The sequence below is a fragment of the Amycolatopsis sp. NPDC004368 genome, assembly GCF_053602515.1.
This window is the reverse complement of record NZ_JBSGDT010000024.1, coordinates 85,151-106,714: the sequence shown is the minus strand read 5'-3', so window position 1 is coordinate 106,714 and position 21,564 is coordinate 85,151. Positions and strand designations below refer to the sequence as shown.

Genomic DNA, 21,564 nt, shown 5'->3' with positions numbered 1-21,564 from the left:
ATGTCGGACAACAACTTCAGGCAGGAACTCAAGAGCCCCGAAACGGGCAATCCTCTCGTCGTCGGCAGCCCCAGCGAGGCGGCACGGCTGCGCGCCGCTGGTTGGACCGAGGTCGAGCAGCCACCGAGTCCCGACGCCCCCAGCGAGGCCGTCACCACCGACACCTCGAGCGTCGAGGCGCCGAAGCCGCGCGCTGGCGCGAAGACCGCCAAGCCCGGCCGCGAGCCGACCGGCACGGAAACGAGCCAGACGGAGGCGTGAGCCGTTGGGTGTTCCTCCCGCGGCGCGGTCGAGAGGAACACCCACCAGCCCACGTTGTCGTTGGGCCCACCCGGAACACACTAAGGAGAGCACCATGCGCAAGATCGGCGAGTTCCTCAAGGCCGCGAGCACCGTCGAGCCGTACCTGCTCGACATCGGCGACGAGGAGAACGGCCCGATCACGTTCGCCGACCCGCGGGACCTCACCGCCGACGACGCCGACGAGCTCGCGACGCGGAACAGCGTGAAGTTCACGTACCAGCAGCTGCTGTCGGTCGACGACTACAAGCGGGCGTGGCCCACGCTGGGCAAGATGAAGAACCGGGAGCTGCGGGCGATCCTGGACGACGTGACCGACCACTTTCGCGACCACGAGATCGAGGAAAGCTAAGCTCGCTTGGCTACTCGACCGGTACGGCTCGGAGATCGAGTACGACGTCGCGACGCTCACCACGTACCGATTGAGTATGTTCGAGCGCGGCGAGGAGCACTGGGAGACGCTCCTGAACCTCGCCGAGGGCTTCCAACGGCACAAGACCACGCACCTCGCGGCCTCGATGCTCGCCGACGTCGAGCTTTACGAGCAGCATGTCGACGAGATGGACGAGCCGGCCGCGCCGCCGGATCTGGTCGAGGAAACCACCGTCGTTTCCCTGCTGAAGACGATCGTCGAACTGCTGCAGGTCAACAACTTCTACCTCACCAAACGACCTGGCAAGCCCCAGATCGAGCGGCTGCCGCGCGCCGTCACCGCGCACGAGGCGTTCGTCGCGCGGAACACCCGCAAGGCCTTCCTTGCGCTGGAGGCCGCGATCAAGTTCGTCAGCCAGGAGCAGTGGGAACGCACGCTGCGCGAACACGAGGGACAGGCGGTGATCCTCGATGGCGACGTACACGGCGGGCACCGCAACGCTCGACGTCCTCCCGTCCCTGAAGGGGTTTCACCAGAAACTCGCGGCGGAGCTGAAGGGCGTAAACCCGACAGTCCAGGTTGATGCCGACACCACGCGCGCCCTGCGCAACATTAACCAACTGTCCCGCCAGTCGCCGACGATCAACGTGGACGTCAAGGTCCGCAACGCCGAAGCCGCGGTCGCGAAGGCCGCGGCCGACATCAAGGCGGCCGAAGAGGGCCTGACGAACGCGCGGGCACAGTCAGAGGACGCGGCCAAAAAGGTCGACATCGCCGAGAAGCAGCTGGCCGAAACGCGGGCCGGCGCGCCGAACCGCGCGAGCCAGGTCGCCGCTGCTGAGCAGCGCGTCGCGGAGGCGAAGCAGAGGTCTTCAGCTGCGGCGGTGCTGGTCGAGACGTCCGAGCAGCGGCTCGCGCAGGTCCGGGCGAACTCCTCGTCGACTACCTCGCAGGTTGAGGCGGCGGAGCGGCGGCTTGGTGCAGCCAAGACAGCCGCTGAGAACGCCTCGGCTCGGGTGAGTGTCGCCGAGACGGCCCTGACCGAGGTCAGGGAGAAGACGTCGGCATCGGCGTCGAAGGTGGCGCAGGACGAGCTCCGTGTGTCGCAGGCGCGCCGCGTTGCCGCCGCAGCGATCAACGACGTGCGCAACGCCGAAGCGAAACTGCTCGGCGCGCGCGGCAACAAGTCAGACCGTGACACCGATCTCTTCAACGCCCGGAACATCAACCAGTTCACGCAGGACGCCGGCGGTGCGATCAAGACGCTCACGTCGATAGGCAAGGCTGTGGGCGGCGTGCTCGAGGACGTCGTCTCGCTGGCTTCGGCGGCGTCGGACATGGGCGGCTCTGTCGCGAAGGGCGGCAGCCAGGGTGTCGCGGCCTTGGGCAACCTCGCCGGCGCAGCCGAGGCTGCTGGCGGCCCGATCGTGTCTCTGGTGGCTGCCGGAGTCGCGGTCGGTGTGATCGCCGTGACCGGCACGCTCGCGGCAGCCAGCTTGATCGGCCTCGCCGACGCCGCCGTGACCGCAGCGGGCGCCGTGTTCCTGATCCCCGGAGGCATCGCTGCCGGTGGCGCCGCGCTGGGTGTGCTCGCGCTCGGCACCATGGGCGTGACTGACGCGATCGACGCCATGAACAAGGCGCAGACCACCGCTGGGAAGGACGCCGAAGACAGCGCGAAGCGGCAGCGCGCGGCCGCCGAATCAGTCCAGACGGCGGAGACTGGCCTGGCCCGAGCGCGCGCGGACGCCGCCACCGCAGCGGAACAGTCCAGCGAACGGGTCGCTGAGGCGCGCGAGCAGGAACAGCGCGCTGTCCGGGACGCGGCTCGCGCCGAGGTTCAGGCGCAGCGGCAGGTGCTCGACGCCGAGCGCGCGCGGGACGACGCGCTCGACGACTTGGCGCAGGCCTTGCGTGACGCCGAGAAGGCCCAGCGGGATTTAAACCTGCAAGTCCGCGGTGGCGCGCTCGACGCGCAGGAGGCCGTGCTCGACCTCAAGGACGCACAGACCGAGCTGAACGACGCCCAGAAGCAGGGCGTGACCGGTGACGACCTGCAGCGGCTGCAGATCGCGTACCAGCGCGCGAAGCTCCGCGTCGACGAGACCACCGCCAGCAACGCAGACCTGGCAGAGCAGCAGAAGGCGTACGCGACCGAGGGCGTGAAGGCCAACGATCAGGTCGCCAGCGCTACGGACGCGGTTGCGCGCGCCGAGCAGCAGCTGGCGGACGCGCGGGACAACCAGGCGTACCAGCAGCTGCAGAACCAGGAGCGTGTCGCCGACGCACAGCGCGCGGTGAACGACGCCGAGGACGCTGCTGCCCAGTCGACGTTGCAGTCCCAGCGCGCGATCGAGGACGCGCAGCGCGCAGTCGCCCAGGCGAACGAGAACGCCGCCGACTCGATGAACCAGCTGTCGGCCAGCCAGCAGGCCGTGCAGCAGGCGCTTGATGGGCTTTCGCCGAAGGCCCGGGCCTTCGTCAACGAGGTGTGGGCGCTGAAGCCGGCGTTCGACGAGGTCAAGAACTCGGTGCAGGACGCGCTGTTCAACGGTCTCGACGGGAAGCTGCAGAAGCTGTCGAACATCTACCTGCCGATCCTGCGCACCAAGCTCGTAGATATCGCCGACGCCGCGAACACCGCGGCCGGGGAGATCGTCGACCTGCTCGACGACCCGGGTAGCGCCGGCGCGGTGAACCGGGTCCTCGAGAACACGAAGGACATCGTCGCGGGCATCGGTGACGTCATGAAGCCCCTGATCAGCGCGTTCCTCGACCTCTCTGACGTGGGCACCGAGGTCCTGAAGGAAGACGTCGTGCCGGCGGTCGAGGACGCGGCTCAGTCGTTCGCTGACTGGATTCACGACATGAAGGCCTCTGGTCAGCTCAAGGACTGGATGTCGGGCGCGGTCGGAGTGATCAAGGACGTCGTGGGCTGGGCGGTCAAGCTCGGCGGCGCGCTCCTGAACATCATCAGGTCGTTGGCGGGCGGGCTGAAGGACTCTCCGTTCATCCCGATGGTCGAGGACACGCTGCAAAAGTTCATCGACTTCGCCAACTCGGAAGAGGGCCAGAAGTTCTTCTACGCCATGGGGGGCGCGATCGGCTGGATGGCGTCCATGATCGTGTACGCGATCGGGCTGTTCATCGACATCGTCGACACGATCGAGAAGTTGATCGAGGTCGTTTCGGACTTCTTCAACCTGGACTTCGGTGCCCTGAGCGACCGGTACGGCAGTGGCGTCGCGAGCATCGTCGACGCCATCAAAACAGCCCTGTTCGGCGGCGGTATCTTAGGCCTTTTCGACAAGATTTTCGATGTCGACTGGTCGAAGATTTGGGGCTGGTTCACTCACGGTGTAGGCGGGGTCATCTCCACGATCATCACGAACCTGCTGCCGGCGCCGATCAAGTCGTTGCTCGAAGGCATGTTCCAGCTCGACTGGGACAAGATCAGCGCGTTCCTGATCGACGGCCTGAACAAGACACTGGGCAAGCTGGGCAAGTTCGTGCGAGACAACCCGCTGGGCAAGTTCCTGGCCGGGCTGTTCGGCGAGGGCTCGCCGGCGATCAACAACCCGAACCTGTTCCTGCCTGGCTGGGCCAACCCGTTCGGGCGGGCCGACGGTGGCCCGATCGTCGGCCCGGGTGGTCCGCGAGACGACGCGGTCCCGCTGTGGGGCTCTAACGGCGAGTTCGTGGTGAACGCGGCAGCGACCGCGCGCAACCGCGGCCTGCTGGAGTGGATCAACGCGGGGAAGTTCGCCGATGGCGGGATCGTCGGCGGGGGCACGGCGTCACGCGTGGTTGGCAGCAACACGTCCCTGACGATCGACGTCGACGCTCTCGCGAACCTGGGCGACGTCGCGGAAACTGTGACGGCTCTCGTGAGCGCGCTCAACGCCGAGCTCGCGGAGCTGGTCCAGGACACGGTGACGTACTGGTCACAGCTCGTCGCGGCGACCACGGCGGCCGACGACACCATCTCGGCGCGGCACACGCTGCTCCAGCAGCAGACCGCGATCGCCTGGGCCACGATGCAGACCACGGCGTGGGCTTCGACCAACGGCCAACTGGCCGCCATCAACACCCTGATGGCCAGCTTGGCTCAGCTCCGAGTGGCGATGACGAACACCGCAGACTGGGCAGTCACCCAGTTCGGTCGTGTGAGCACTGCGGCAGCCGACCCGATCCGTTGGGTGCTGACATTCCCGTTCAACCAGGGCCTGATCGCCGCGTGGAACCAGCTGGATGCGGACTTCGCGCTCGGTCGGCACGTCAACCCGGTCCCGGTCGCATTCGCCACCGGCGGCCCCGTGCGCGGCGCCGGCACCGACACCTCGGACAGCATCCGCGCGCTGCTGTCGAACAACGAGTTCGTGGTGCGTGCCGCGATCGCCAAGCGCGTGCAGCCGTTCCTCGAGGCGCTGAACTCCGGGCAGCCGGAGGCCCTCGAAGCAGCCGGGCTCAGCCCGCGTCGGTTCGCGCAGGGCGGTGCGGTCGTGGCCGACACGGGCTCGGCGCTGAACGCCACGGTCGTCCGGGGTCAGCAGTTCCTGCGGGCTCAAGCCGGCAAGCCGTACGTGTGGGGCGGTGTCGGCCCCTACGGCTACGACTGCTCGGGGCTCGTGTCCGCGGCGACGAACGTCCTCCGCGGTGAGGCGAACCCGTATCGGCGGCTGGGAGTGGCGGCGTCACAGCCGTGGGCAGGCTTCGTACGTGGGTTGTCGTCGGCCTTCGCGACGGGCTTCAACGGCCACCACACCGCACTGACCCTCGGAGGCCTGAACGCTGAGGCACGCGACTTCGGCGTGCCGGTGCTCGTCGGTGGTCGTGCCTCCGGGGCGGACAGCAGCCAGTTCAGCGGCACGGCGTCGCTTCCGGTCGTCGGCGGTCGGTTCGTGTCGGGTGGTGGGGCGGGCGCGGACCCGGTCGCGATGATGACAGCCGCGTTCGCAAATGCCTTGTCGCAGCTCGACTTCGTCGACCAGATGTGGCCGGGGAACGCGGCGGGCCTGGCCGGCCAGGGACTGGTTCGCAGTGGCGCATCGGCGCTGACGAAGGTCGGCGTGGATCGCCTGACCGCGATGCTCACCACGGCGGTCGGCGGCTCCCCGGAGGTGATCGCCGCGGTCCGCGCGGTCGCGGCGACGTTCGGATGGGGCGACGGGCCGCAATGGGCGGCGCTGCAGTCCCTGGTGAACGGCGAATCGGGGTTCGACCCGAACGCCGCGAATCCGACGTCGTCGGCACGCGGCCTGTTCCAGAAGCTCACGAGCGTCCACGGGCCAATCGAGTCGACGATCCAGGGTCAGACCCTTTGGGGCCTGAACTACATCAAGGACGCGTACGGTACGCCGGCGGCGGCGTGGGCGGCGTGGTTGTCGCGGAGCCCGCACTGGTACCACGACGGCGGCCGCGTGCCCGGCTCGGCGCTCGACGATGTGCCGGCGGTCCTGCAAGGCGGCGAGCGCGTGCTCACTGTGGCCCAGAACCGCGCACTCGAATCGGCGCTGGACCGGCTGGGGCGCGGCGGCTACGCCACACCTTTCGAGCCATCAGAGCAGCGGGAGCCGGTGGTGGTGCAGCAGACCATCAACCCATCGCCCGGGATGGACGAGACGTCGCTGGGCCGCTCCGCGAGCCGGTACGTCGTCCACAGCCTCCGGCGCGTCTGACCGCACCTCGACCACGAAGGAGGTGGGCGGCGTGCCGGCTCATCTGCCGCCCGTGTGGGAGATCGACGGCTTGATCCTCAACACCGCGCGGGACACCAGCGGGGTTCGGGACGCCGAGGGGATCCAGTGGATCCTTACCGAAGACAGCGAACCGATGGCGTCGGCTGAACCGACGACGGAGTACGCCGACAAGTTCCAACGGATCGGGTCGACCTGGATTCCGGGACAGCAGAAGAAGGGCGGCGGCACGCTCGTCATCCGCGGCTACGCCCGCCGCGACGACTGGGCGGCGCGCGACCGCGCGATGCTGCGGGCGATGGCCTTGTGCGCCGACGTGTCGACGACCTACCCGCTCATCTACCGCGGCGACGGCGGCAGCCTGGTGCAGTACATCACCCGCGAGGGCGAGATCCTCCCGAAGATCATCGACGCACAGCATCCCGGCTTCGAAATCTCGATGCAGTTCAACGCACCCGATCCGCGCCGTTACGACCTCGAATGGACGAAGCTCGTCACGACGGTGCCGCAGAACTCGACGACAGGTCTCGACTTCGTCACCGGTGGCGGCCTCGACTTCGCAGCCGGCGGGGGTGCCGGCCTCGACTTCGGCCCGGCCGGGTCCGCCGGCACGATCCTGCTCGACAACACCCGTGGCACCGCGCCGAGCGCGCCGATCCTGCGCCTCGACGGCCGTCTGGACACCCCCGTACTCGCGGTGGCCGGTGGCTCAATCCGCTACAACGCCGTGCTGGACCCCGGCCGGTTTATCGACATCAACCCGGACGACCCCAGCTTCCTCCTCGACGGAGCCACCTCCGCGGGTTACCTCGCCAGCCCCGCGCAGTGGGACGCCTTCGTGGTGCCGAAGGGCGAAACCCTGACCATCGGCCTCGCACACTCTGGGCCATCGACCGATCTCGGCACGCTGACCTGCTGGTTTCGTGCCGCCTACTGGTAGGAGGAGGCGACCCCGTGCCCACCGTCAAGGCCGTCGTAAAGTCGGCGTTCGACCCGTTCGCCGTGCATCTCAAGATGGACGAGAAGGACGCGCGATACGCGCTCGCCGGCCTCGTGACGCCGGCCCCAGGCTCGGTCATGAGCTATCGCTCCGGTGTGTTCGCTGGCGGCGCCGTCGGCGGCGGCTCCGGCTCGCTCGGCACCGTCAGCCACGGCGGTCTACGCGTCACCACCAGCGGCATGAACGCAGTCGTCGCGATCGGCAACTGCCTCATCGACACACCCAGCAACGGGCCGTACCTGTGCGGTCTGGACTCGCAGAAGACGCTGCCCTTGGATGCGGCCAGCGGAACACAGCGACGCCTCGATCTCGTCGTGGGGCGCGTATGGGACGACCGCAACAGCGCCATCGCCAGCACCGCTGGTGAGCGGTACTTCGGCGTGCAGGTCGTCACCGGCGACAACACCAGCGGCACGCCCGTTCTCCCGTCGGGCGCGCTCCCGGCCAACGGGTGGATCCCGCTCGCTGCGATCCCGATCGAGGCAGGCGGCGTCATCGGCACGATCCAGGACTTACGCGGTCCCGGGCTGGTCGCGCGCGGTGGCCGCCGGATCCTGTACGGCAACGACGCCAAGATCACCAGCGCCACGTTCGTCGAAGCCGGGGCGTACGCCGGCGACACGCGATACGTGGTCGGCCATCCTTTCCCGGCCCAGACCTACTACATCGCCAGCGACGGAATCACCGCGGGCTGGCGGGGCGATGGCGGCAAGCTCATATACACCGCGCAGCCCGCCGCCGACGGGTTCAAGTCAGTCACCTCGGTCGGATCCTTTGTGGACATGGTGTCGGTGGACATCCCGGCTTTCGGAATCCCCGTGGTGCTCACGCCCCGAGCGCGGGTGAACGTCGATGCCGGGCGGGACCTCACCTGGGAGTGCCGCACCAAGATCGGCGCCACCCTGATCAACTTCGGCGGGGCTGACTCCCTGGGGGCGGACAACGACTTCTACTCGCAGGTCACCAACTGTCCGGATATGACAGTGGGTCCGTTCACCGCGGCCCAGACGGTCACCGCCGACGTCTTCATGCGCGGCGCCGGGGCCAGCGCACTACGAAACGTCCGCTGGCAGACCAACAACGTGGGACAGCACCAGCTGCAGGTAGTCGTCGAACCCGCGAACATCGATCCGATCAAGATGTGGCTCTGATCTGATGGGGACCTACCGGGTCTTGGCGTGCGAGGCCACTACCGGGATCGTCAAAGGCGAGATCTACCCGCGGGAAGCACCCTCGTGGTCCACCGAAATCTGCACGAAGGGCGAGTGGGGCTTCAACGTCGACCTCGGGCAGCGCGGAAACAGCAAGACCGACATTCTCGGATGGACGCTCGGCGGGGCGCACTTCTTCGCGGTGCTCCACGACGAGCACCCACTGCAGGCCGGATTCCCCTCGTCGGCAGGTTTCAAGCAGTCTGAGAACACGTTCTCCGTCAGCGGTGCCGGCGTCGGGGCGATCTTCGACAACCGAGAGGTCCGCACGCCCAACGGCCAACCGGCCACCATCCTGAACAGTGCCAACGACTGGACGATCAGCAACGCCAGCCAGCGCGCCGTGATGCGCGAAATCCTGGTGAAGTCGCTGGGCGACAGCGACTCGGGCGCCGCACTGCCATTCCGCCTGAACGACGGCGCCGGCGAGACGGGCACACTGACCCGCACCTATCTCGGCAAGGACCTCACCGAGGTCTGGAAGCGGCTGTCCGACGAGACGGAGACGGACAACGGGACCGAGTTCATTTTCAAGCCGTACCTGTTCTTCACCGGCCAGGCGCCGTCGATTGGATGGGAACTCAAGCTCGGAACTCCAGCGCTCGGGAACCTCAACCTCAACGCTGTCTGGGAACTCAGCGCTGCGATCGGGAACACCGACGTCGACTACAACCTGTCGATCCCCCGACCCCACCGAGTCTGGGCGAAGGGTAGCGGGGACGGCAGCACCGCGCTGATCGGGTACGCAGAAAACACCGCCGCGTTGCAGGCCCAGGGGATTCCGTACGCCGACTACGTGGACACCAGCCACTCGGACGAAAAGGACCTGACGAAGCTCAACAGCTACGCGTCGGCGATCCTCAAGGAGTACTCGGTTCCGAAGGAAACGTGGAGTCCCGAGGTCCGCATCGATGGCCTCAACGCGAGCGGCAAGAAGATCTCCCCGGCCCTGGGCGAGTGGGACGAAGGCGACATGCCGATGCTTCGCTACACCAAGCACCCGGTCATCGCCGACGGCGAGTACCGCCGCCGGATCATGGGCATGAGCAACGGTCAGAACGCAGGCACCGTCTCCCTGAAGATCCAAGAGCTCTCGCTCGCGTGAGGGGGATGCCGTGCCGTTGAACGACATCCGCATTGCGGCCACCACCGAGCAGGCCCTGCGCATGCTCGACAACAAAATCGAGCGAGTTCATCGGCGGGCCCGTAAGGACGGCTACGCCCGCTATGAGCGGCAGACCGCAGGAACGACCGCGGCCGGCAACAACCAGCTGGCCTTCGACACTGCCGTCACAGCACACGCCGACGTCGTGCCCAGCGGCGCAGGCAACACCGCGTTCCAGCTTGCGCCGGGAACCTGGCTGGTGAACCTCGGCGGCCGTGTGCTCGATTCCACGATTTTCGCGAACATGGGCCAGCTCAGCATCGCAACCGGCTCTGTGGCCTGGTCCGCGTCGCGCGCCCGGGTCGTCGGCCCGGTGCCGATCAACTCCGGCTCGTGCTGCCTCACCGTCATCAGCGACGGAACCGCCTCGAGCGGAGCGGTGACGGCGAACTTCTACTCTGCGGTCGCCCGAACCTGGGACCTGACGTCCGTGCCGCACGCCACGTTCATCGAATTCACCCGAATCCAGTGAGACGGGAGCCCGCATGCCGATCTACCAGAAGCTGTCCAAGATCTTCGTGCTCGTCGACATCCAGGAAGCGTCCACCGCGGAAGACCTGCGCGCGGCGATCGACGCTGATCTGCCGGGCTACGGGAGCGTGGTGCTCGGCGACGTCGACGGGAAATTCGTGATCCGGCACGGCCCGGTCGGCGCGAGTGTGGTCGACGCCGTCGTGACCGGCTACGGCGCCTACGCCGTCGGGCTCGTCTATGCCGACGGCGCGTGGCAGTGCGTCGACGTCGCCAAGGTCCAGATCGGTGAAGAAGCGTCATTCGCACTGGTGCAGACCGGAGCCTCCTCGTGACGGCGCTGGGAGATCACGCGATCGCCGAGCTTGACCACGAGGGCATCACCGACCCGGTGCGCGCGGCGATCGTCATGATCGTCGGCACCTACGCCGACCTCACCGACGCCAACATCGAGACCGCGAAGGGGATCGTCGAGCTGCTGCTGCAGTTCAAGGCCCTCAGCCCGCTCACCAACGACCCCGGCGAGTGGCAGGCGCGAACGGACATCGTGAGCGGCCAGGAGGTGTGGCAGAGCAAGCGGTGGCCCGACGCCTGGACTTACGATTCCTCGTTCCGCGGCTACTTCCTGATGTCCGAGCACAATGGAGACGGGACGCCGAACACGCACAACACCGTAATTCCCGAGGGCTGATCGTGGCGCAGGAAAGCCCTGGTAGCGCGGCGCGGCCGGCCGTCGCGGTGCCGGTCTGGTTGCTCGCGGTCCACTCCATCGTCCTCGGAGCCGGGTACCTGCTCGGGCCGGACAGCTGGTCTTCGGGCGGTAGCTTCGCTTTCATCCGTGGGCTCGGGGTCCCGATCCGGGTGTGGGGCGCGGCGTTTCTGCTGGCCGGTCTGCTCCTTGCCGTGCGCCGGCTGACCGTCGGGCATTCGCTGGCCGCGTTCGCCTCGGTGTTCTGGGGCCTGGGTCTCGTCGTCACGATCGTGACCGGCGAAGCCACGGGCTGGGGAGGTCCGGTCCACACGCTGCTGCTGATCGCGCCGGTCCATGGGTTCGCGCTGTGGCAGCGATCGCGCGCCCGTCTCGCCGACCGTCGCACCGCGAAGAGGTGATTCCGAGTTCGAGGGGGTCGCGTGCTGCTCGCTGCCGACGCGCCGGCGTCCGGACCACCGTGGCTGGCGGTCGTGCTCGCCGTGCTCACGCTTCTCGGCGTCATCGCCACCGCCGCGGGTCCGGCACTCGTCGAGCGGATCAAGGTCGGGAAACCGGCTAAGGACAAGGGATCTGATCCGCCCGCGTTGCCGGCTCCGGCGATCGTGCAGCGCACTGATCAGGCTCTCGATCTCGTGGCCCAGAGCCTGACCGACGCGTACCGCGAGCGAGACGAAGCACAAGACCAAGTCAAAGAGCTGCTCCGGGAAGTCGGCCGGCTCAACGCCGAACTGATCCGCCGCGATCCGACATGGGACGGGGGTACCAGTGGACGATCGGCCTGAGGACGACCTGCTCCAGACCGCCCGCGACGGCGTGCACGCGCTCGGCGAGGCCGCGCCGCAGGAAGCCCGCCAGCAGGGCCGCTCCGCGGCGCGCGCTGAAATCCGCCGCTGGTGGCCGAAGCTCATCGTCGCCAACGCGGTCATCGTGGCGTTGATCGTGATCCTCGGCGGCCTCGCCGTCACCAACCTGTACCTGCGGCAGGCCGCGACCGACACCGCGGTCTCCACACTGCGGCAGCAGGCGGAGGAATCGAAGCGGACCGGTGACCGGGCGAACGCGGAGCTGCAGGCCCGGGGTCAGCAGCCAGTGCCGATCCCGAATCCGGGCACGGCGCCAGACACGGACGTCATCGTGTCGGCCGCGACCGCGAAGGTGCTCGCGTCGCTCCCGGACTCGCACCCCACGACCAGCGAGCTGGGTCAGGCGGTTGCCCAGTACGTCGCGGCGAACCCGATCGCGCCGCAGCAGCCGACGCCGGGCCAGCTGAGCAGCGCGCTCGCCGGCTACCTCGCGACCAACCCGCCGCCATCAGGTGAGCCTGGGAAGCCTGGTGAGAACGGCGCGAACGGCGACACCGGGCCGGCCGGTCCGCCAGGCCCGCCCCCAAGCGCCGACCAGATCGAGGCCGCGGTCGCCCAGTACTTCATCGACCACCCAGAGGCCCTGTGCCCGTACGGCGGCTCGTTCACCCAGATTCGCGGGCGTCTGGCTGACGGCGGCGCAGCCGACTCCTGGCAGTGCGTCGTCGCCACCTATCCCCCACCGCAGACCACCTCGTCAACCGAGCCGCCCCCCTCGAACCCCGGAAACTGAGGAGCACCGCATGTTCTTTCGCCATTTGCCCCAGGCCAGCGGCAGATACCGGCTTGGACGGCACGTCCTCCACGACCCGCGGTCCCGCGCGTACGACGCCCGCGAGATCGCGCGACCGCGGCCGCTCGAGGACGTGCTGCACAAGGCCCGCGTCGCCCCGTGGAACCAGGGCAACATCGGCAGCTGCACAGCGAACGCGGCACTCGGCTGCCTGAACACCGATCCAAACCCCTCCGACCGCAACTTCGACGAGCAGGACGCGCAGGCGCTCTACCGCGCCGAAACCCGCATCGACGACACCGAGATCCCCGGCTCCTGGGAGCCCGAGGACACCGGCTCGACCGGCCTCTGGTCGATGAAGGCACTGAAGAACGCCGGCCTCATCCGCTCGTACCACCACGCGTTCCGACTGTCGACCGTGCTGCATCTGCTGCTCGATCGCCCCGTCTCGACCGGAATCACCTGGTACGAGTCGATGTTCGACGTCGACAGCGACCACACGATCCGGGTCGACTTCGACTCGCAGGTCGCCGGCGGCCACCAGATCTGCATGGTCGGCATGGACGTCGAGCGCGAGGCCGTGCGCGTCCGCAACTCCTGGGGCCCGTCCTGGGCCGACAGCGGCTACGCGTGGCTCCGCTGGGAGGACTACGACGAGCTCCTCGCCGACAGCGGCGACGCGGTCGTGCCGGTGGTGAACTGATGCAGCTCGCGGACTACTCCAGCGGCCGGCCGACGGGCGCCCAGCTCAAGGCGGCGCAGTTCGGCGGCGTTGTCCGGTACATCGGCCTCGGCTCCGCCGGCAAACGGCTCACCGCCGCCGAGTACCGCAACCTGGTGGCCGAAGGCCTCGAGGTGTACCTCGTCGCCGAGCTCGGCACGAACGACAGCTGGGGCTCCAGCACCGACGACGACTACGCGCGCGGCCGCGCGAACGCCGCGGCAGCGCTTGCCGACGCCCGTGTCTGCGGCGTGCCCGACAACGAGATCTTCGTCTTCGGCGCAAGCGACGCGCACGCCTCGGCGCAGTGGCAGATCGACGACACCGTCGACTACATCCGCGGCTTCCGCGACGTACTCGGGCTCGGGCGCACCGGCCACTACGGCTTCGTCGAGACCCAAACCGCGGTGCGCAAGGCCGGCGTCGCGTCCGGCTTCTGGCGCTGCGGCTCCGAGCCGTCCGCAGCGGACAAGCAGTGGGTGCACCTCTGGCAGCGCAATAAGGCGCCCACCGTCCGCGTGGTCGGCGGCGTCACCTGCGACATCAACGAGCTCTACCGCTTCCCCACTGCCCAGGAGGACGACATGACCGACGCCCAGGTACAGCAGATCCTGACCGCGATCGCCACGATCAACGCCAAGGTCGACGCGATCAAGCCAGTCACCGACCTGCTGCACCTCCAGCAGCAGCGGTACACCGGCGACCAGCCCAACGGCGAAATGAAGGACGGCGTCTGGTCCGGTGACTTCGCCGAGGTGGCCCGCATGATCCTGCGCGTCGTCCAGGGCATGCCCGAACAACTGAACAAGCTCACGACCGGCGGCATCGACGTCGATCAGCTCGCGACGCAGATCAGCCTGAAGATCACCGCACCGCAGATCGACGCGGACGCGCTCGCCAAGGCCGTCAACGACGAGTTCGCGCGTCGCCAGGTCAGCTGATCGGCCAGCACTCCGGCCCGATCGGCGAACCCACCATCGGGCAGAAGCTCACGGCGCTCATCGCCACCCTCACCCAACCCGAGCCCCACCACCAGAAAGGCAAATCCATGCAGTACGCCAAGGCGTTCGTGCAGGTCATCGCCACCCTCTTGACCGCGCTCCTTCCGTTCATCATCGACGGTGCCCTGTCGTCCGTCGACGTGATCAACCTGTGCATCGTCGGGTGCACCGCGCTCGGCGTCGCCGTCGTTCCGAACCTGTCCGCCGGCGTCGCCCGGTACGCCAAGGCCGTGCTCGCGGTGCTCGGCGCGGTGCTCGTCCTATTGACCAGCTTCATCGCCGACGGCCACCTCAGCATCGACGAGATCGTGCAGCTCGCCAGCGCCGCGCTCGGCGCCATCGGTGTGTACGCCCTGCCCGGCCCGCTGCACCCTGCTCCCGTTGCGTCCGACGGTGCCCACGTCGTGACGAACCTGGAGGGCTGATCATGGCCGACGACCGCACCTGCCCCGGCTGCGCGATGAACGACGACCACCCGCGCCACCAGCTCGTGCTCGGCGAAGGCGGCCAGGTCGCGTGGCACATGGACTGCCACGCGCTCAAGGGATGCGAGCAGTGCCAGGTCGCGCGCGACGGCGCCGGCGACCTCACCGGTGACGACTTCCGCACCTTCCTCGAAGAGCACGCCGAGGAGATCGCGGCGGCGGTCGACGCCTTCACCGACGAGCAGAAGGCGACGGCCTTCGGAACGGCGGGCTGATCCATGGCGAGCGGACTGAAGACGGCCGAAGCGGCGAGACTGCTCAACGCCTCGATCCGCGGCACAGCGTACGTCGAGCCGACCGGTAGCTCGAAACTCGAGCTGGTGACCACGACGCCGTCGGCGAGCGCGAACGGCACGCCCGTGTCCGGCGGCAGCTACGCCGACCAGACGTTCACGACGAGCGGCGACACAAGCTCGGCGTCGATCTCCAACTCGGCGGTGATCGCGTTCACCGGCATGCCGGCAGCCACGATCGTCGGAGCGAATTTGAAGGACTCCAATGCCTCTCCGCGCTACTCGTGGTACGGCACCTTCGGAACCGCGATCACCACGCTCGCCGGCGACACCATTTCGTTCGCCGTCGGTGCCGCCTCGTTCGCGCTCAACAACACGCCGTAGGCGGTAGCCGATGGCCGCCACTTCGGACGCCGCTAGCGACCGCGTCAGCATCAGCTCGGCGCCGTCGCTGGCCGCCTTCACCTTCTGCTGCTGGGTGAAGATCGCCGCCGTGCACTCCGGGAACCTGTTCCACCCCGTCTTCAGGGTGGACGCGGGCGGCGGCACAGCGGCGATCTTCAGCTTCCGCGGAGCCAACGGCCGGACCCCAACGCTCTACTCCAGCTCCTCCACGGCCGGCATCTCCGGTGCCGAGCAGGCGCTCGGGACGTGGGTCTTCCTCGCGGTCACGATGAGCGCCGGCGGCGCCGCCCAGCTCTTCTACGGCACGACCCCGGGATCGCTGACCAAGGTCACCGGCACCGTGAACACCAACGGCACGCCGAGCGGGATCACACTGTTCGGCCGCTCGCCCTCGGACGCCTCCGAGTGGCTCGAAGGCTCGATGGCGCACGACCGCATCTGGACGGCCGTGCTCTCCGACGCCGAGATCGCAGCCGAGAGCCTGATCACACCGAGCCTGTCGGCCCCCGCGGCTCGAACCTCGGGTCTCTGGACGAGCGTGCCGTTCGCGGCCGCGTCGCTGGCCGACGTCTCCGGCAACCACCGCGACTTCACCGCCGGGACCACGGCCCTCACCCCGGATACTGACCCGCCGACCGGCGGCATCCAGCAGGGCGTGCTGTCCTCCAGTGCCACGGCTTGGGCAAGCTTTGGCGCGTTCAGCACTCGCCCGAGGACCCTCGCCGTGGCGGCCACCGCATCGGCCGCCCTCACGCCGGTGCACGAGCAGCCGACCGCGCTCCCAGTGGTCGCTGTGCCGGCCGCAACGCTGACCCCCACGCGCACTACGTCGGCCGTCCTCGCAGTCTCCGCGACAGCACGCGCGGAACTCGAAGCGTTCCGGGACGCGGCCGGCAGTTTCGTCAGCTCGGCATCCGCCCAGGTCCTGTTCGCCGCAGCACGTGAGCAGCCCGTCGCGCTCGCCGCGGCCGCGGTCGCAACCGCCGGCCTGGCGAACGTCCAGGACCGAGCAGCCACCCTCGCTGTCTCCGCTCGCGCTGAGACAGCGCTCGCGACGGCGCGCGAGAAACTGGCGGTGCTCGACGCTGCGTCGCGGGCAAGCGCCGGGCTGGTTCCGGGCAGTGCGACGTCGGTGGCGTTGACGGCTGTGGCCACGGCCCAGGGGCTCCTCGCGGGCTTCCGCGCAGCGACCGCCGCTCTCGGCGGGATCGCGACGTCGCAGTTCGTCCTGTCGCCGATCCGTGACGCACCGGCCGCGCTCATCGTCGTCGTTCTGGCCAGCGTGCTCACCGAGCCCATCGTGCCCGGACGCGTCCGAGACATCACGGTCAGCGCCCAGCTGCTCCCGAGCCGCTACTCCACCGAGCTGCTCACGTCCCGCTGGACCTTCACGGAGGTGTGATGCGCAGACAGGCGTTCATCTCGCGCGAGTTCGTCGAGGGTCGGGTATCGGCCAAGACCCCCGACGGCGTACCCGTCGATCCGAGCACACTCGTCGTGGCCTTCGCGTTCATGGCCGGTCAGCTCGAGCCAGGCGACGCGGACTGGCATTCCGCGGAGCACCTCCGAGACGACGTTTACGGAGTGCTCGTTGGCCCGGGCGCGCTGGTGCTCGCCCGCGGCGAATACACCACCTGGTGCCGCCCAGACGACGTCACCGAGCGACCAGCAGCGCCTTTCGGAACCTTGACGATCTTCTGACCCGGTCAGACCTTGTCGAAGGTGCAGCCGTGGGTGCGGACGTACTGGCCCTTCTTCACCTCAAACTGCATCAGCCCGCCTTTCGGGCTGAACTCGTTCGACACGATGTCGGTGGGGTCCGTCGATCGCTGAATCGCCCAGTAGCCGGCGCCGTCGCAACGGCCCTTGTACTTGCCGGGGACGATGTCCACGCCTGCCTCGAACGTGCCCTCGGTGACCTGCGTAACCGGCCCGGTAGTTGTGGGTGGCGCCGTGGTCGAAGTCGACGGTGGCGCCTGGGCCTGCGCCCGTTCACTGGCCGCCGCAGAGGTGGGCGTCGGGCTCGTTCCACGCGCGACGGCTCGATCGCGGGCGGCCTGGATGCCGGCAGTGAGCACGGCCGTGACGACGATGACCACGACGAAGAGTCCCGATAGTCCGACGACCCAGGGCCAGACCGGCTTCTTCGGTGGCCGGGGTGGCGCGGGGTACGGGCTGTGCTGGGGTGGGTAGGTCATGGCTGTTGGTCCCCCTCGGATGATGTCGGGGTGAGGGTCGCGATGATCAAGACTGGTGTTACATCCCGAGCCGTCGAGCGGCCCGCAGACCGATGAGGCTGCGGGCCGCTTGATCTATTTCGGAGAGCTCTCCGGCGGTAGAAGTTCCATCACTTACCCAGCGTTTATCGGCGATTGTGAGTGGATGCGAACGAACGCCAGCAACCCCCAGCAGCGATCACCATTGCCAGGCGCGATACCGTGACCTCGACAAACGCCAGTTCAAAGCCATGATCCACTTGGGCCGCTTCAAAACCCGTCCAGTGTGAGTTCGAATCTCACCGGGGGCACGTATTCCGACCAGCGCAGACCGGCCCCGCGACCAGCGAAACTGGTGCGGGGCCGGTCTGCTTGTGTCCGACCGTGCCTGGCCGTTGCGTCGGCGTTGCCGAGGAAGCCCTCGATTCCGTGGTGCTGAAGGAATCCCCCGAGGTACGGGGCCCAGCGCGTGAACTGGCGCATCTGCAGTACGTCACTGGCGGTGGGAGCTCCTTTCGCGGTCCAGGCCAGGACGAGGGACAGCACGTGACACAGCACCGTGGCCCGGTTGCGGGGTCGAGAAACCAGCTGTCCAGGTTCGGGATGGTGAAGCCGGTGCGGGCTTCGGGGCGGGGACAGGGCAAGGCACAGAACAGGTCCGCGCGGGGAAGCCCTCGATGTCTGCCTTCGCGCTGTCTCCGCAGTAGTGATCCGCGCCCCGGAAGTTCATCCCGTGGACTTCCACGCCGAGCGGATCGCGGTTGGCGGCCAGCAGCGGTACTGGACGTGGTGCGGCCGGCGGTCTGTGTGCCGACGCACACCATCGGACAGGCGTCGGGCCCGAGTTCGCGGTAGCCCACCGGCCTGCCAGGCCGGCTGTCGGCGGTGATGCTGTCCCTTCGACGACCAGCCCCAGCCAGTGCGCGCTACGGTTCCCGTCAGCGCAGCGGAGGGACCGAATGACCGAGCAGAGTTGGCAACTCAGACAGGGAACCCGTGTTATCGGGACACTGTTCTTCCAGGAACAGGACATGTTCTGGTCGGAATGCCGGTTTGAGCCCGAAGCCGCATGGGCCGAACTTCGTCCACTGTTCGAGGCGTCGCGTGCCGCATGGAAACGGGATGCCACAGAGGCTGCGCTGGAAGCGGATGAGGTGATCCAAGCCGTGGGACTCGTCCTGATCCCCAGTGGGAGTGGAGTCCCCCTCACGGACTTTCAGCTGCGGATCGACCAGAACACAGCCCGCTTCCGGTATTGACCCCGGGTTCCTCTCCGAGCGGGACCCGAAGGTGCCGCGCCGGCGTTCGGGGAACGTATCGGCGTAGCGGTGATCACAGCCGTCGGTGACCTCGGTGCAGCCGGTGACGGGGTTCCAGGTCGCGTCGGTCCGTTCGATCGTCGTGTCGCGCTCATCGAGCCTCACCACGGTTCAGGTAGTGGACGCGCTCTGCTGCTTCCTCGCTTCCGGCCGGGTGCCAGGTGCCCCACTGCACCGTTGACTGCACTAACTCGGGGGCAGCCCACCCCCATCCGTCTCGTCGGCGCCCTGGATGATCTGCCCTGTGACCGCACATGCCTGGCTCAACAACAGCGACCAGCTCACCCCCGGCAAGGAGCTCTACCGCTCCGACCGGACGTTCAAGTGGTGGGACTACACCCCCAGCCATGGCCAGCTGCTGCTGCGCAGCGAAGGCGGCACTGACCGGACGCGCGTCGACGTGCTCTTCAAACCCGTCGACGTGATCAAGGTCCGCAGCCACTACCAGGGGCTTCGCATCCGCTGCGCCACCCCAGCCGAGCAGACCCAGATCCAGGCTGAGACCCCCGAAGTCAGCTACCAAGACCCAGCGGACAACAAATTCGGCGAGGGACACCGCTATTTCGTCCTGCAGCCAGCAGGCGGCGGGGTCGACTACATCGTCGCCCGGGCTGTCGGCTGGCACGAGGACCGCGACCTCGGCGAGCCCAGCTACTTCGCCGACCCCTCCGGCGGCAGCGCCCCATGGTCGTCTCCAGCCAAGCCCCGGTGGGCGCAGACCGCGCTCAACGGTGTAACCGGCGGGCTCGGCAGTCCCATGGCCACCATCGACGAACTCGTCGAAGCCATCCGCACCACCGGCGACCTGCCCACCGAAGACCGCTCCCGCTACCGCTACATCTACGTCCTCACTATGGGCACGCAGGACGGAGACACCCATGCCATTGGGGCGTTCCTCACCCACGACGAAGCCGAACGGCGACGGCAACAAATGGACGGTCGCTACCCCCACTTCACCTGCGCCATCGACGCAATCCCCATCGGAATCTGACATCCCTACGGACGATCCCCAGTCAGCACGGAGAAACGTGAACAGGAACGGCACAGTCGCCCGTCGCACTGCTCGCTCGGCGATTGTCGTGGGCGGGTGGTCAGACCGGGTCGGTGTCGTCGGCGACCCGGTAGGCACTCTGGTTGGTCGTCGCGGATCCGGGGGCGGCGACGTAGCCGCCGCCCGCGCGGATGTCGACGCGCGGCGCGATCCGCCCCGCCGAGTTGCGCAGCCGGACCCCGGCCGGGCCGTCACCGCAGGCTGGTTCTTCGTGCCCGGGCGCAGCGGGAACACCGGCCACCCACTCCGCGCCAGGTACAGCGCCCACGCCAGGTGAAGATCACGTGGAACGGACAACATCTACACAGGATTCGGGCTGTCAGGGGCAGACGCCGCGTTGTGCGTCGGTGATCCTCTCCGTCACTCGGCCACCGCCGGGACCTCTCTGCTGGCAGGGTGATACCGATCTCTACCTCATCGTCGGCCGGCAGTCGTACTTCGACACGACCAGACCTATTTCAACGGATCGTTGAACCGGCTGTGTGCCGGCTGCACGGCGCACCGGTTGAAGATTTGGTACGCGGTGCACTTTGGGTTATGAAGAATGTCCGCCCACCGTTTCTTCACGGCAAGGCACGCTGAGCGCATTCGCATGTGCGAGGTTGTGCACCTACTCGTTCGCAGCTCCGCACGATTGCTTCTATTTCCGCGTCCGGACCGGTAGCAGAGCCTCAATGGACGCCCACTGCTCGTCAGATCAACTGAAACCGAAACACTGTCGAGGACCGGGAGCGGATCGGCTTCTTCGTGTGGTGTCACCGCAAACTTCCTCGCCGAGCGTATGCCCGGCTGCCGGGACAGTACGCAGTCCAGGAACTGGATCGCGCTCCTGTGATCAGGACGGGGCAGACCTTCAGGAGCCGCCAGGGTGGCCGCCACGAGTTGCGGCCACGAGACCAAGCCGATCGCACGAAGAACATCAGGAACACTCGGCCGGTCGTCGTGCTCGGTCAGGAGCTTTCCCGCTGCGGCGAACAACCCTGGCCAGCTGTCCAGGAGAGCGGTGCGGGAAGTCCAGAACGCGACAAGCGGTCCACACGGGATTGTGACCAGGGTGAGTTGCTTCCCCGAGAGCTCGCACCGCTGCCGGTGCCTGCCGTAGGCATGGCTGCTCCTTCCTGTTAGGCGGAGGCCGCGGTCGTCCACCAGGCGCAGGACCAGAACCACACCACACCAGGCGACGACAATCGAGCCGGCGACAACGGGTTGTGGGGCCTCCTGGGCCTCGTCGACCTCCTCGGGCTCGCAGGTCTGCTGCGCCGCGGCCCCCAGCCGGATGCGAGGGCGGGTCACCCGGCCGCCGACCCGGCGCGCACGCACCCCACCGGCGGACACCCACCCACCCGTCGAACCGCGCCGCACCCCTCCCGGAGCGTGAAGCTGCCGCCATCGAGTGGATTTTCGCTGCCCTACCCGGGTAGCGCCCGGCATGGCAGAACCGTCCGCCCCAGGCTCCCACCGGTTGGACCACCCTGTCGAAGCGGTGGAGGGTACGGCGGAGCACGCCGCAGCCGACGACGAGAAACCCTTGGGGCGACCCGGCAAACCGCTCGACCGCCGGTCTCCGTTTTTCGTCGGCCTGGCTGGAGCCGCAGGCGTGGCCATCACC

General features: G+C 68.1%; 24 protein-coding genes. 21 read left to right on the top strand and 3 right to left on the bottom strand.

Annotated elements, in window-relative coordinates:
• The 20 genes from ACWEOE_RS28905 (at window position 1) to ACWEOE_RS28810 (ending at window position 17,070) form a co-directional block, all read left to right on the top strand.
• A complete protein-coding gene (locus ACWEOE_RS28905) occupies window positions 1–261 on the top strand; it encodes a hypothetical protein (RefSeq protein ID WP_452014589.1) in 261 nt (86 codons plus the stop codon).
• A 94-nt stretch (window positions 262–355) separates the two neighbouring features.
• Window positions 356–652: a hypothetical protein gene (locus ACWEOE_RS28900; protein ID WP_452014587.1), complete on the top strand. Its 297-nt coding sequence runs from the start codon at window positions 356–358 to the stop codon at window positions 650–652.
• A 76-nt stretch (window positions 653–728) separates the two neighbouring features.
• Complete coding sequence (locus ACWEOE_RS28895; RefSeq protein WP_452014585.1) at window positions 729–1,256, top strand: hypothetical protein; 528 nt, start codon at window positions 729–731, stop codon at window positions 1,254–1,256.
• Window positions 1,144–6,351 (top strand): aggregation-promoting factor C-terminal-like domain-containing protein, encoded by a 5,208-nt coding sequence (locus ACWEOE_RS28890; protein WP_452014583.1) that lies wholly within the window; start codon window positions 1,144–1,146, stop codon window positions 6,349–6,351. The genes ACWEOE_RS28895 and ACWEOE_RS28890 overlap by 113 nt, the downstream gene beginning before the upstream one ends.
• 31 nt (window positions 6,352–6,382) lie before the next feature.
• Window positions 6,383–7,309 carry a hypothetical protein gene (locus tag ACWEOE_RS28885; protein ID WP_452014581.1) on the top strand — a complete coding sequence of 309 codons (927 nt, stop codon included), beginning with the start codon at window positions 6,383–6,385 and terminating at the stop codon, window positions 7,307–7,309.
• 14 nt (window positions 7,310–7,323) lie between these two features.
• A complete protein-coding gene (locus tag ACWEOE_RS28880; RefSeq protein ID WP_452014579.1) occupies window positions 7,324–8,520 on the top strand; it encodes a hypothetical protein in 1,197 nt (398 codons plus the stop codon).
• A 4-nt stretch (window positions 8,521–8,524) separates the two neighbouring features.
• Window positions 8,525–9,685 carry a hypothetical protein gene (locus ACWEOE_RS28875; protein WP_452014577.1) on the top strand — a complete coding sequence of 387 codons (1,161 nt, stop codon included), beginning with the start codon at window positions 8,525–8,527 and terminating at the stop codon, window positions 9,683–9,685.
• A 10-nt stretch (window positions 9,686–9,695) separates the two neighbouring features.
• Window positions 9,696–10,217 (top strand): hypothetical protein, encoded by a 522-nt coding sequence (locus ACWEOE_RS28870; protein WP_452014575.1) that lies wholly within the window; start codon window positions 9,696–9,698, stop codon window positions 10,215–10,217.
• Between the two features lie 13 nt (window positions 10,218–10,230).
• Entirely contained in the window at window positions 10,231–10,551 is a 321-nt protein-coding gene (locus tag ACWEOE_RS28865; RefSeq protein ID WP_452014573.1) for a hypothetical protein, read from the top strand.
• On the top strand, window positions 10,548–10,907 hold the full coding sequence (locus tag ACWEOE_RS28860) for a hypothetical protein (RefSeq protein WP_452014571.1): 360 nt from the start codon (window positions 10,548–10,550) through the stop codon (window positions 10,905–10,907). The genes ACWEOE_RS28865 and ACWEOE_RS28860 overlap by 4 nt, the downstream gene beginning before the upstream one ends.
• A gap of 2 nt (window positions 10,908–10,909) precedes the next feature.
• On the top strand, window positions 10,910–11,326 hold the full coding sequence (locus ACWEOE_RS28855) for a hypothetical protein (protein ID WP_452014569.1): 417 nt from the start codon (window positions 10,910–10,912) through the stop codon (window positions 11,324–11,326).
• Window positions 11,327–11,347: 21 nt separating this feature from the next.
• The gene (locus ACWEOE_RS28850; RefSeq protein WP_452014567.1) at window positions 11,348–11,710 is read left to right on the top strand and encodes a hypothetical protein; all 363 of its coding nucleotides are present in this window, start codon (window positions 11,348–11,350) and stop codon (window positions 11,708–11,710) included.
• A 31-nt stretch (window positions 11,711–11,741) separates the two neighbouring features.
• A complete protein-coding gene (locus ACWEOE_RS28845) occupies window positions 11,742–12,524 on the top strand; it encodes a hypothetical protein (RefSeq protein ID WP_452014565.1) in 783 nt (260 codons plus the stop codon).
• Between the two features lie 10 nt (window positions 12,525–12,534).
• On the top strand, window positions 12,535–13,227 hold the full coding sequence (locus tag ACWEOE_RS28840; RefSeq protein ID WP_452014563.1) for a C1 family peptidase: 693 nt from the start codon (window positions 12,535–12,537) through the stop codon (window positions 13,225–13,227).
• Window positions 13,227–14,186: a glycoside hydrolase domain-containing protein gene (locus ACWEOE_RS28835; protein ID WP_452014561.1), complete on the top strand. Its 960-nt coding sequence runs from the start codon at window positions 13,227–13,229 to the stop codon at window positions 14,184–14,186. Before ACWEOE_RS28840 ends, ACWEOE_RS28835 begins: the two co-directional genes overlap by 1 nt.
• A gap of 107 nt (window positions 14,187–14,293) precedes the next feature.
• The gene (locus ACWEOE_RS28830; RefSeq protein WP_452014559.1) at window positions 14,294–14,671 is read left to right on the top strand and encodes a hypothetical protein; all 378 of its coding nucleotides are present in this window, start codon (window positions 14,294–14,296) and stop codon (window positions 14,669–14,671) included.
• A gap of 2 nt (window positions 14,672–14,673) precedes the next feature.
• Window positions 14,674–14,946: a hypothetical protein gene (locus ACWEOE_RS28825; protein WP_452014557.1), complete on the top strand. Its 273-nt coding sequence runs from the start codon at window positions 14,674–14,676 to the stop codon at window positions 14,944–14,946.
• A gap of 3 nt (window positions 14,947–14,949) precedes the next feature.
• Window positions 14,950–15,348: a phage tail fiber protein gene (locus tag ACWEOE_RS28820; RefSeq protein WP_452014555.1), complete on the top strand. Its 399-nt coding sequence runs from the start codon at window positions 14,950–14,952 to the stop codon at window positions 15,346–15,348.
• A 10-nt stretch (window positions 15,349–15,358) separates the two neighbouring features.
• Complete coding sequence (locus ACWEOE_RS28815; RefSeq protein WP_452014553.1) at window positions 15,359–16,771, top strand: LamG-like jellyroll fold domain-containing protein; 1,413 nt, start codon at window positions 15,359–15,361, stop codon at window positions 16,769–16,771.
• On the top strand, window positions 16,771–17,070 hold the full coding sequence (locus ACWEOE_RS28810; RefSeq protein WP_452014551.1) for a hypothetical protein: 300 nt from the start codon (window positions 16,771–16,773) through the stop codon (window positions 17,068–17,070). Before ACWEOE_RS28815 ends, ACWEOE_RS28810 begins: the two co-directional genes overlap by 1 nt.
• A gap of 5 nt (window positions 17,071–17,075) precedes the next feature.
• Here ACWEOE_RS28810 and ACWEOE_RS28805 read toward each other — a convergent pair whose 3' ends face one another.
• Together ACWEOE_RS28805 and ACWEOE_RS28800 are read right to left on the bottom strand one after the other, a co-directional pair.
• On the bottom strand, window positions 17,076–17,468 hold the full coding sequence (locus ACWEOE_RS28805; protein ID WP_452014549.1) for a hypothetical protein: 393 nt from the start codon (window positions 17,466–17,468) through the stop codon (window positions 17,076–17,078).
• A 1,055-nt stretch (window positions 17,469–18,523) separates the two neighbouring features.
• Window positions 18,524–19,009 carry a DUF5131 family protein gene (locus tag ACWEOE_RS28800; RefSeq protein WP_452014547.1) on the bottom strand — a complete coding sequence of 162 codons (486 nt, stop codon included), beginning with the start codon at window positions 19,007–19,009 and terminating at the stop codon, window positions 18,524–18,526.
• A 139-nt stretch (window positions 19,010–19,148) separates the two neighbouring features.
• Between ACWEOE_RS28800 and ACWEOE_RS28795 the strand changes: the two genes are divergently transcribed.
• Window positions 19,149–19,895: a hypothetical protein gene (locus ACWEOE_RS28795; protein WP_452014545.1), complete on the top strand. Its 747-nt coding sequence runs from the start codon at window positions 19,149–19,151 to the stop codon at window positions 19,893–19,895.
• Window positions 19,896–19,995: 100 nt separating this feature from the next.
• On the opposite strand, the gene ACWEOE_RS28790 is transcribed toward ACWEOE_RS28795, so the two are convergent.
• Complete coding sequence (locus tag ACWEOE_RS28790) at window positions 19,996–20,223, bottom strand: bifunctional DNA primase/polymerase (RefSeq protein WP_452014543.1); 228 nt, start codon at window positions 20,221–20,223, stop codon at window positions 19,996–19,998.
• Between the last annotated feature and the right edge of the window lie 1,341 nt (window positions 20,224–21,564).

Excerpts from the sequence above, each read along its gene's own strand:
- ACWEOE_RS28895 (WP_452014585.1), top strand. The coding sequence starts at position 729 with ATGTTCGAGCGCGGCGAGGAGCACTGGGAGACGCTCCTGAACCTCGCC.
- ACWEOE_RS28835 (WP_452014561.1), top strand. The coding sequence starts at position 13,227 with ATGCAGCTCGCGGACTACTCCAGCGGCCGGCCGACGGGCGCCCAGCTC.
- ACWEOE_RS28810 (WP_452014551.1), top strand. The coding sequence starts at position 16,771 with ATGCGCAGACAGGCGTTCATCTCGCGCGAGTTCGTCGAGGGTCGGGTA.
- ACWEOE_RS28875 (WP_452014577.1), top strand. The coding sequence starts at position 8,525 with ATGGGGACCTACCGGGTCTTGGCGTGCGAGGCCACTACCGGGATCGTC.
- ACWEOE_RS28820 (WP_452014555.1), top strand. The coding sequence starts at position 14,950 with ATGGCGAGCGGACTGAAGACGGCCGAAGCGGCGAGACTGCTCAACGCC.
- ACWEOE_RS28900 (WP_452014587.1), top strand. The coding sequence starts at position 356 with ATGCGCAAGATCGGCGAGTTCCTCAAGGCCGCGAGCACCGTCGAGCCG.
- ACWEOE_RS28840 (WP_452014563.1), top strand. The coding sequence starts at position 12,535 with ATGTTCTTTCGCCATTTGCCCCAGGCCAGCGGCAGATACCGGCTTGGA.
- ACWEOE_RS28825 (WP_452014557.1), top strand. The coding sequence starts at position 14,674 with ATGGCCGACGACCGCACCTGCCCCGGCTGCGCGATGAACGACGACCAC.
- ACWEOE_RS28890 (WP_452014583.1), top strand. The coding sequence starts at position 1,144 with ATGGCGACGTACACGGCGGGCACCGCAACGCTCGACGTCCTCCCGTCC.
- ACWEOE_RS28865 (WP_452014573.1), top strand. The coding sequence starts at position 10,231 with ATGCCGATCTACCAGAAGCTGTCCAAGATCTTCGTGCTCGTCGACATC.
- ACWEOE_RS28815 (WP_452014553.1), top strand. The coding sequence starts at position 15,359 with ATGGCCGCCACTTCGGACGCCGCTAGCGACCGCGTCAGCATCAGCTCG.
- ACWEOE_RS28905 (WP_452014589.1), top strand. The coding sequence starts at position 1 with ATGTCGGACAACAACTTCAGGCAGGAACTCAAGAGCCCCGAAACGGGC.
- ACWEOE_RS28830 (WP_452014559.1), top strand. The coding sequence starts at position 14,294 with ATGCAGTACGCCAAGGCGTTCGTGCAGGTCATCGCCACCCTCTTGACC.